The following is a 7,813-nucleotide window of genomic DNA, read 5'->3' as shown; positions in this document are numbered from 1 at the left end:
ATTTGCTGTCAGTCACCCGCATGCCACCGACAAACTCGGATTCGATGTTGAGCTGCTTGAGCAGGTCGCCAATCTGGGGCCCGCCGCCATGGACCACGATGGGGTTCATGCCCACCAGTTTCATCAGCACGATATCCCGGGCAAAACTGTTCTGCAGTTCTTCGTCCACCATGGCGTTGCCGCCAAATTTGATCACAATGGTCTTGCCGGTAAAGCGCTGAATGTAGGGCAGCGCCTCGGTCAGTACCTGAGCCACGTTCATGGCCTGGGTGCGGTTCAGTGACATAGCGGGGTCCGTTGTTTAAAAGTACCTTGTTGAGGGTACGTTGGTTAAAAGTCGATCTGGAGCTGACTGTCGATTTTCAACAGCTCGCGTTTAAACAGTTGCTGAATTTTATTCAGCGCTTCCTCGGTTTCGCCTTCAAAGCGCAGGGTCAGGGCCGCGGAGGTGTTCGAGGCTCTGACCAACCCCCAGCCTTTGGCAAAGTCCACCCGCAGCCCGTCAATGGTGCTCGGCTTGCCGCTCTGGAAGTCGCCCTCGGCAATCAACCGGTCCACCAGGGCGAATTTCTGGTCGTCCTGCACCGGAATTTTCAGCTCCGGGGTGGAGGGCAGAATCGGAAAGGCGGCGAAGATATCGTCTATGGGTTGATCGCGCAAGGTGATGATTTCCAGCAGACGCGCCAGGGTGTATAAACCGTCATCGAACCCGTACCAGCGGTCCTTGATGAAAATGTGGCCGGAATACTCACCGCCGATCAGCGCCCCGGTTTCGATCATTTTCGATTTCATGTGGGAGTGGCCGGTTTTCCACATGATCGGCCGACCGCCATAACTGGTCACCAGCTGGTTCAGCTGGCGGGAGCACTTCACATCGAACAGCACATCGGCCCCGGGGTTGCGTCCGAGCACGTCGCGGGCAAAGAGCATCAACAGTTGATCCGGCCAGATGATCCGCCCCTGGGGGGTGACCACAATCAGGCGATCGCCGTCGCCATCGAGGGCCGCGCCGAGATCGGCACCGACTTCCTGTACCTTGGCAATAAGGTCCTGAAGGTTGGCTTCCTGAGTCGGGTCCGGGTCGTGATTGGGGAAGGTGCCGTCCAGGTCGCAGTACAGCGGTGTCACATCGCAGCCCAGCTCTTCGAACAGCCGGGGCGCCACCACACCGGGGACCGCGTTGCCCGCGTCGATCACCAGCGACACGGCACCGACCAGCGCGACGTCGGAGAAAATGCGTTCGATATAGTCGGTGATGATGTCGTGGCTGCGGGTCTCCCCTTCGCCCTGGTGGTAGTGCTGGCGCTGAATCCGCGAGCGTACATCCAGTACCGCATCATCGGCCAGGGTGACCCCGTTGATGATCATTTTGAAACCGTTGTAGCTACCGGGGTTATGGCTGGCGGTGACCATGACGCCGCTGCTGGTTTCGCTCAGGTGATGGGTGGCGAAGTACATCAGGGGGGTGGGTACTGTGCCCAGATCAATCACGTTGCAACCGGTGCTGGCAATCCCGCTGCGCAGGGCTTCGGCCAATACCGGGCTGTGCGTCCGGCCGTCCCGGGCGAGCACCATATCGGTTTCGCCGTGATCCAGCGCCTCGCTGCCCAGCGCCCGCCCGATATGCTCGGCCAGCTCCGGGGTGATTTCGGTATCGGCCAGGCCACGAATGTCGTAGGAGCGGAAAATCCCCTCGGGGATGGTCGGGCCTGACTGGCCCGCCTGGGTCGCGTCGGCGGCGGCCGTTTTGGTGGGTGCCTGGTCCAGGGCGAGAATGTCTTCGTCCTCGTCGCTGACATCCAGGTCCAGAATGTCCTGGTTCTGGTACAGCGTGTTGATCATGCCGATTTCTTCTTCGCCGTGCTCGTCTTGCGCGTCGGCGTTTTTGCCGCCCGAGCGCGCGGCGCCGGGCACCTGAATGGGACGGGCGCTCTGGCGCTGTCGGCGCTCAATCATATGGCCACTGAACCAGGCCAGCAGCAATCCGCCGATGGTGGTGGTGGACAGGACCAGCAGCCAGAGCGTCGGAAGCTCGCGGGTCTGGGCCACCAGCTCGGGCGAGGCCGTGAAGCTCAGGCGCCAGTGGCTATTGGGGATGGCGACGGAGTGCTTGGCGCCGCCTTCCCCCTGACCGCTCAGGTAGACCGCCAGGGGATTGCTGCCCGGAATCTGTTGGTGCAGCTCGGTGCGCCCCAGGCTTTTACTGGCGGCATCCAGTAGCGAGCGCCAGCCGGTGTCATTGAGTGTGACCAGGAGGGTTCCCTCCACAGGCTCGTCGGCGGACGGCGGAATGGGTTCAATGACATGCAACTGCCATTGTTGATCCACTTTGGCCAGCTCCGGGAGGTGATTGTCACGGCGCTCCGCCCGGCGGATCAGATCGAGCTCGGCAAATCGGATGGGGGCGGGGTGGTCGCGTTCGACCCGAGCGCTGCCCGCCGGAATCAGGCGCGCGGCAATGCTATGCTCAATGCGCGCGGCAATCGCTTCTGCCGCTGACTGTCGGACCTCCGTCGAGCCCTGAAGCGCCTCAGCGGTGGCCGGTTCTGCCGCCAGTGCCGCCACGCGTTGCCGCAGCTCCCGAATATAATCCTGCAGTGGCTGCGCACGTTGCTCGGCCTGAGCCTCCACTGCCGCCTCCAGGCGACGATCCTGAACATCTGTTACCAGAATGCCGTACAGCCAGTAACCCAGCAGGCCGTTCAGCACGAGTACCCCCAGCACCAGAGCGCCAATCAGCTTCTGGCGCGCCAGACGTGCCTGCTTTTGTCGTTGTTCCTTGGAAGTTCGGTTCGCCACGGTATCGGATTCCCGTTGTCGGTCTCTGGAATGGTTGTCGTCAGTCAGCGGGTATAGCGGCTGAGCTCAGCGATCAGGGCGCGGGCCAGCCGGGTTTTGCTCATCGGGCCCAGGGCCAGCTCACGCTCGGCATCGATCAGGGTGACCGCGTTGTCATCACTGTTGAAGCCCAGCCCCTCGCGGCTGATGTCATTGGCAATGATCGCATCCAGCCCCTTGCGCTCCCGTTTGCCGCGGGCGTATTCGAGCAGCTGTTCGCTCTCGGCGGCAAAGCCTATGGTGATGGGCCGGTTTTCTATCTGGGCAACGGCGGCAATAATGTCCGGGTTTTTGGTCAGCGTAATCTGCAGTGTGTCCTCATTGCCTTTTTTCATTTTCTGCGGCTGATAGTCGGCCGGGCGGTAATCCGCCACGGCGGCCGCACCGATAAACAGATCGCACTGAGGTGCCTGCGCCAGGCTGGCCTCAAGCATCTTGAGGGCGCTGGTCACGTCGATACGGGTGACGCGCTCGGGGGTCGGCAACCCGGTGGGGCCACTGATCAGTGTCACCCGGGCGCCTGCTTCAACAGCCGCTTCGGCTAAAGCGTAGCCCATTTTGCCAGAGCTGTGGTTGCTCAGGTAGCGCACCGGGTCGATGGCTTCCCGGGTGGGGCCGGCGGTGATCACCACGTGGCGACCCGCCAGCTGCCCGGTGGCAAACTGGGCCGCCATGGCCTCCGCCAGCGTGTCGGGTTCGAGCATCCGGCCGGGGCCGACTTCACCACAGGCCTGGCTGCCGTCGCCGGGCCCGAGCAAGTGAATACCGCGCCCTTTTAGGGTCTCCAGATTCGCCTGCGTCGCCGGATTCTGCCACATGCCCTGATTCATGGCCGGTGCCAGAACGATGGGCTCCCGGGTCGCCAGGCAGAGGGTGGTCAGCAGGTCATCGCCCCGCCCCTCGGCCAGGCGAGACATGAAGTTGGCGCTGGCTGGCGCCACCAGAATCCGGTCCGCCCAGCGGGCCAGCTCAATATGCCCCATGGCCGCCTCGGCCGCCGGATCGAGCAGATCGGTATGTACCGGGTTGCCCGACAGTGCCTGAAAGGTCAGCGGGGTCATGAACTCGCGCGCCGAAGCGGTCATTACCACGCGCACATCCGCGCCCCGCTCCTTGAGGCGGCGCACCAGTTCGGCACTCTTATAGGCGGCGATGCCGCCGGTGACACCTAACAGAATACGTTTGTTGGTCAGTGAGCTCATGGCGATCCGGTCTGTGGAGGTCTGACAGCTTGACTTGAACCGGCTAAGATACCATTCTCTAGCCCCGAATCACTAGGACGACGCGTTTCCAGCCGGTTTCAAGACCAGACGTTTCAAGACAGGGAGTCACATCATGTCCATTGCCCAATGGCCCGAGGCCGAACGCCCCCGGGAAAAACTGCTCAGCCGCGGCCCCGCCGCCCTCTCCGACGCCGAACTGCTGGCCATCTTTCTTCGTACCGGCTGCGCCGGCAAATCCGCTGTGGACCTGGCGCGGGAGCTCTTGGCCGAATTCGGTGGCCTGCGCCCGTTATTGGAGGCCTCGCAGGCCGCGTTCTGCCGGGGGCAGGGCCTGGGCAGCGCCAAGTTCGCCCAGTTACAGGCCGTACTGGAAATGGCGCGCCGCCATTTATCCGCCAGCCTGGAGGCGGGCGATTCCCTGACCAGCCCGGATCTGGTCCGCCAGTACCTCAGCGCCCAGCTTCGCCATCGCCCGCACGAGGTGTTCGCGGTGCTGTTTCTGGACAACCAGCACCGACTCCGGGCCTTTGATGAGTTGTTTCAGGGCACGATTGATGGCGCAAGTGTTTACCCGAGAGAGGTGGTAAAGCGAGCACTTACTCACAATGCGGCCGCGGTGATTCTGGCTCACAACCACCCCTCTGGCGTGGCGGAGCCGAGCCAGGCGGACCGCCGGATCACCGAGCGCTTGCGGGAGGCGCTGGATCTGGTGGGGGTGCGAGTATTGGACCACATGGTGGTCGGTGACGGTGAAGTCGTCTCGTTCGCCGAGCGCGGTTGGTTGTGAAGAATGGCACTGAGGTCCGGTGTCGGGTGTACTGTTTCTGGACCGTAGAGCGGGGACCCGCGATCCGAGCCTACAGGGACGTATGTACGGCGTGTTCAGAAACAGTACACCCGACACCGGACCGGACGTGAAGCCCACTCGTAGGTGTTGACTAAAAAATCACCAAAATCGGGAGAAAACATTGCTATTGCTCGTCGGTTTTGGTATAAAACGCGCCCTTATGCGGCTGGGTAGCCGGCCATAGCGCCAGGAGCCGCCCCCGGACCTCGTGTCCCCGGGCCGCAAATTGATCGAATCAGGCTACAAAAACACCCCGTGCTGGGCTGTGGTGTGGCAGCAACCAACCCGCAGCGCAGCGCGCTGAATACGACGAGGCAAGACCATGTCCAAGGTATGTCAGGTAACCGGCAAGCGTCCCGTTACTGGAAACAATGTATCTCACGCAAAAAACCACACCAAGCGTCGTTTTTTGCCCAACCTGCATTCTCACCGTTTTTGGGTGGAATCCGAGAAGCGTTTTGTGAAGCTGAAGGTTTCCTCCAAAGGTATGCGTGTAATCGACAAGCGCGGCATTGACGCCGTACTGACCGATCTGCGCGCTCGCGGCGAACAAGTTTAAAGGAGAACTCCCATGCGCGATAAGATTCGTTTGAACTCCACCGCGGGCACCGGTCACTTCTACACCACCGACAAGAACAAGCGGAACATGCCCGAGAAAATGGAAATCAAAAAGTTCGACCCCGTTGCCCGCAAGCACGTGGTCTACAAAGAAGGCAAAATCAAGTAAGCGATTTTGTGCTTCGTTCCGATCAGAACCCGGCCCCTGTGCCGGGTTCTGTCGTTTCAGGGGTAGGAATTGCGCCACTGAAACGTGAATCCGGTTCGAAAATCGTCCCCCGACCGTTGATCCCCCGCGCCGCTGTGCGATACTTCCCGCCAAGTGACAATGACCGATAACGCCCACCTCAGGGAGCTGCTTATGAAAACCGCTTGGAGTATTGGCGCCGCACTGGTGCTGTTGGCCGTCCCCGCGCTTGCGGATAACCACCGGGGTTTCTATGCCGGTATTGGTGGCGGGGTGGTCACCGGAGACGCCCGCACCCCCTACGATGAAGCCGAGATGCCGGTGGTCGAATTTTCGGCGGGATACAAGTACAACGGCCTGTTGGGGCTCGAGGCTCGACTGGGTGCGGGACTGAAGGACGACCGGGACATCAGCTCGGATTATTTTCTGGCTGAGCAGGCAACCGATGCCAGCCTGAGCGAGATCGAACGCGAGGTAAAGACCTACTCGGCCCTGTACTACCGCCCGGAAATCACCAATGAGGTAGCTCGGCTGTATGGATTGCTGGGCTACGCAGAGCTGGATACCCAGGTAACGCGCTGGCAGGGCAATACCGGCACCCAGGCCGACGACTCTCTGTCGGGCACATCCTATGGCATTGGTATGGGCTGGTTTGTGAACAAGCGGTTGAACTTCAATATCGAATATCGCCAGTTGGTCAAAACCGATGACTACCGTTTTGAAACCTACACCTTGCAATGGGATTATCGTTTCTGAGGTCGGTGATCGGACGTCGGCAGGGGCAGCATGCTTGATCAGGGTTCCAGTCAGCAACAGCTCGCCGAGGTGTATCAGCGGGAGTCGCGCCGGGTACTGGCCACGCTGATCCGGCTGCTGGGGAGCTTTGATCTGGCCGAGGAGGCGCTGCATGACGCCTTCATGGTGGCGGCGACCCAGTGGCCCAGTGAGGGGGTTCCCGATAACCCGCGCGCCTGGTTGGTGTCCACGGGTCGTTTCAAGGCGATTGATCAGCTGCGCCGACGGGCCCGCTTTGACGAGTCTCAGCAGGCGATTGCCGATTCCCTGTATCAGCAGACCGAGCGCGACCTGCTTACCGATGATGATCGGATTGAAGACGACCGCCTGCGCCTGATCTTTACCTGTTGTCACCCCAGTCTGTCCCCCGACGCCCAGATCGCCTTAACCCTGCGGGAGGTCTGTGACCTGAGCACGGAGGAGATCGTCGGCCTGTACGACCTGTTGCTGCAGGTGTCGCCCTCGCCCGTGGTGGCGCTGAACCGGGCCGCCGCCGTTGCCATGCGCGACGGCTGGGCGGCGGGCCTGGCATTGATGGACCAGTTGCATGATCAGGGTGCGCTGGCGGGCTACCACCTGTTGCCCGCCGCCCGGGCGCACCTGTTGGCGAAACTGGGGCGCGACCGGGAGGCCTGGGAGGCCTATGGCGAGGCCCTGGCGCTGGTTCAACAGGAGCCGGAGCGACGCTATCTCCAGGGGCGTCTGAAGGCACTGCAATAACAACAGCCGGGGTTTCGGAGTGGAGCGTTCACCCGGTGTCGAATTCACCGGGCCGGAAACGACTGATTACTGGTAGCTGAACGGTGCCCGACGGTGTAACCACGCGGGTTGCCACCTAACGTCTAGCCCTGAAAATGGAAACGTCCCATGAAATACCTTTGTCTTGTGTACAGTGATGAACAGGATCTCCACGGTCTGCCCGACAGCCCGGAAGATACCGAGTGCCACGCCTACGCCCAGAGCCTCGCCGAGCGTGGTCATATGTTGGCCGGCGAGGCGCTGGAGCCGGTTGCTACTGCGACCACCGTGCGGGTACGTGGCGGGCAGGTGAGTATTACCGACGGGCCCTTTGCTGAAACCAAAGAACAGTTGGCGGGTTTTTACATGATCGACGCCAAGGATCTCAATGAAGCGATCACCATCGCCGCCGGTATTCCTCCGGCGCGGGTGGGCAGCGTTGAGGTGCGTCCGATTCGCCAGCTTCAGGTCTAGCGCGCTCTTCCGCGCGCCATGGCAGTCAGCGCGCCATGGCAGTATCCGGTTCGTACTGTTCGGCAATGGCCCGGCTGGTCGAGGCAATTCGGTGCTTGAGCTCTGCGGGGCCGAGCACCCGCGCGTCCGGTAAAAAACACATGACACGGCGGT

9 protein-coding genes are annotated in these 7,813 nt (G+C 61.6%); 6 read left to right on the top strand and 3 right to left on the bottom strand.

The features are described from left to right. The 3 genes from argB to coaBC form a co-directional block, all read right to left on the bottom strand. Nucleotides 1-286: acetylglutamate kinase (gene argB, locus B3520_RS03315; protein ID WP_286875408.1), on the bottom strand; the 286-nt coding region annotated here is incomplete at its 3' end. A gap of 44 nt (nt 287-330) precedes the next feature. Further along, the gene (locus tag B3520_RS03310) at nt 331-2,799 is read right to left on the bottom strand and encodes a phosphomannomutase/phosphoglucomutase (RefSeq protein WP_286805225.1); all 2,469 of its coding nucleotides are present in this window, start codon (nt 2,797-2,799) and stop codon (nt 331-333) included. Between the two features lie 44 nt (nt 2,800-2,843). Beyond that, entirely contained in the window at nt 2,844-4,040 is a 1,197-nt protein-coding gene (gene coaBC / locus B3520_RS03305) for a bifunctional phosphopantothenoylcysteine decarboxylase/phosphopantothenate--cysteine ligase CoaBC (RefSeq protein WP_286805223.1), read from the bottom strand. 133 nt (nt 4,041-4,173) lie between these two features. Here coaBC and radC point away from each other — a divergent pair, with 133 nt between their 5' ends. The 6 genes from radC to B3520_RS03275 all read left to right on the top strand — a co-directional run bounded on the left by radC (nt 4,174) and on the right by B3520_RS03275 (nt 7,660). Continuing rightward, on the top strand, nt 4,174-4,848 hold the full coding sequence (gene radC, locus B3520_RS03300) for a RadC family protein (RefSeq protein ID WP_024461632.1): 675 nt from the start codon (nt 4,174-4,176) through the stop codon (nt 4,846-4,848). A 382-nt stretch (nt 4,849-5,230) separates the two neighbouring features. After that, a complete protein-coding gene (rpmB, locus tag B3520_RS03295) occupies nt 5,231-5,467 on the top strand; it encodes a 50S ribosomal protein L28 (protein ID WP_024461631.1) in 237 nt (78 codons plus the stop codon). Between the two features lie 12 nt (nt 5,468-5,479). After that, nucleotides 5,480-5,635, top strand: a complete 156-nt coding sequence (gene rpmG, locus B3520_RS03290; RefSeq protein WP_024461630.1) for a 50S ribosomal protein L33 — start codon at nt 5,480-5,482, stop codon at nt 5,633-5,635. A 192-nt stretch (nt 5,636-5,827) separates the two neighbouring features. Next, on the top strand, nt 5,828-6,409 hold the full coding sequence (locus tag B3520_RS03285; protein WP_024461629.1) for an outer membrane beta-barrel protein: 582 nt from the start codon (nt 5,828-5,830) through the stop codon (nt 6,407-6,409). A 30-nt stretch (nt 6,410-6,439) separates the two neighbouring features. Continuing rightward, nucleotides 6,440-7,168 (top strand): RNA polymerase sigma factor, encoded by a 729-nt coding sequence (locus B3520_RS03280; RefSeq protein ID WP_286805220.1) that lies wholly within the window; start codon nt 6,440-6,442, stop codon nt 7,166-7,168. Nucleotides 7,169-7,315: 147 nt separating this feature from the next. Then, on the top strand, nt 7,316-7,660 hold the full coding sequence (locus B3520_RS03275; RefSeq protein ID WP_286805219.1) for a YciI family protein: 345 nt from the start codon (nt 7,316-7,318) through the stop codon (nt 7,658-7,660). Nucleotides 7,661-7,813 lie beyond the last annotated feature (153 nt).

Source organism: Marinimicrobium sp. UBA4509 (assembly GCF_002388575.1).
Lineage (GTDB): Bacteria > Pseudomonadota > Gammaproteobacteria > Pseudomonadales > Cellvibrionaceae > Marinimicrobium > Marinimicrobium koreense.
This window is presented reverse-complemented; position numbering and strand designations above follow the sequence as displayed.